General features: G+C 67.3%; 1 protein-coding gene. It reads right to left on the bottom strand.

Features of this window, described 5'->3' with window-relative positions:
• Nucleotides 1–15 precede the first annotated feature (15 nt).
• Nucleotides 16–1731 carry an ISAzo13 family transposase gene (locus tag ACZ5NH_RS45475; protein ID WP_468784360.1) on the bottom strand — a complete coding sequence of 572 codons (1716 nt, stop codon included), beginning with the start codon at nucleotides 1729–1731 and terminating at the stop codon, nucleotides 16–18.
• Nucleotides 1732–1786 lie beyond the last annotated feature (55 nt).

Genomic DNA, 1786 nt, shown 5'->3' with positions numbered 1-1786 from the left:
AGGGCGCGCAGAGAATCAACACGCTGATTTGATCTTCCTTGGCGGCTGGTTGCCGTACCTGTCGAGGTGGGTAGCGACGTCTGCTGGAGTGCGGAATCTGGCTGTTGACGGCGGGATCGTGGGGCCGGACGTGGCCAGGAGGGGGCGTACTTCCTGGATAGCGCGGGTGAGGGTGCTTGCGGTGACGCCGAAGAGCTGGGCGAGCAGGTCATGGGTACCGATCTTGCGCAGGTAGAGCACGGTGGCCAGGATCCGGTCGGTGTCGGAGAGCTTGTCCTTGGCGCCTCCGCCGCGGGCCCGGCGGCGTTCGCCGCCCCGTCGCTCGTGGCGGTGCCGCTCGCGCTGTTCGGCCAGCACAGGGATCAAATGGTTGAGCATGGTGTCCAGTTCAGGGACGGTCATGCCGGTCAGCTCCGGGTCCCGAAGCGTGGAGCTGTCGAGGTGGGCCGGTCCGGCGGCCGGCCGTGCGGTGGTCGAGAGGGTTGCGGGGTCCGTCCGCGGGCCGGGAGCGGGCGGAACATCGGCGGGATAGAGCGTGTAGTTCCAGTCTCCGTGGAAGCGGTGTCTGCTCATCGCCAGGGCGTCGATCTCGGCGTCGGTGACCTTGATCCCGGTGTCGTAGGTGTTGGTGTCGAGCTCAGCCTCGACGCGGAGCCCGGTGCGTGTAGTGGTGGCTGCGATGGTGTTCACGATGATGTCGTGGCTGGTCAGCGGTCTGCCGCGCCAGTTCATGGAGATGTGGGAAAACAGCCGGTGCTCCACTTGATTCCACTTCGATGTGCCGGGCGGCATGTGGCACACCGTGATCAGTAGGCCGGTCTCGGCCGCGAGGGCTGCGAGTTCGGTCTTCCAGGCGCGGGTGCGGTAGCCGTTGGAGCCGCCGGCGTCCGCGGTGATCAGCAGCCGTGTGGCGTGAGGGTATTCGCGCCGACCACGGGCATGCCACCAGCGGCGGATCGAGGCGACCGCGAAGGCCGCGGTGTCGTGGTCGCACCCGACGTTGACCCAGCCGGTGTTCGCGGTGATGTCGTAGATCCCGTACGGGATCGCCTTGCCCGGCCCCTGCCGGTCGAGAAAGTCGTGCGTCTTGACCTTCACCGGCTCGCCTTGAGGCTGCCATTCGCGCCCGGCGTTCTTGTACTCGCCGACCAACTCTTTCTTCTTGGTGTCCACGCTGATCACCGGATCCCCGGCGTCCCGGTGATCACGGGCTTGTTCGTTGATGTAGCGGAACTGGGCGTCGCGGTCGGGGTGCTGGGCGCCCTCGATCGTCTTGGCGTTGGCCTGCAGGCCGAAGCCCTCCTCGCGCAGCAGGTCGCCGACGGTGTCCGCCGAGACGCGGTGGCCCTGCCGGGTGAGCTCACCGGCGAGCTTGCGCGTCGACTTCGTCGTCCAGCGCAGCGGAGACATCGGATCCCCACGCATATCCGGCTCGACCAACGCCAGCAGTGCAGGTCGCAACCCCGGATCCACCTCAGCGGCCCTCTTGCGCCCGCCGCCCGGGCGGCGGACTCGCCCCAACGGCTCTGCGCCCGCTTCCAGCTCGTCAACGCCCTTGCGGACCGTGGTCTCGCTGACCCCGGCCGCCTGCGCGACAGCCCGGATCCCGCCGTGCCCCAGGATCCGGGCCTCGGTTCCCATCAGAAGACGGCGCTGTCGCTCGTCCAGATGCGGAAACAACACCGCGAATCTCACGGCGAGTTGATCACGAGTCTCCTGTGATATGGCCATAACACATCAACGAGCCAGATCCACGGAAGCAACACCTTGATTCTCTGCGCGCCCT

The organism is Streptomyces sp. NPDC031426 (assembly GCF_055581585.1).
The sequence above is the reverse complement of the archived record's forward strand: the minus strand, read 5'-3'. Positions and strand labels throughout refer to the sequence as shown.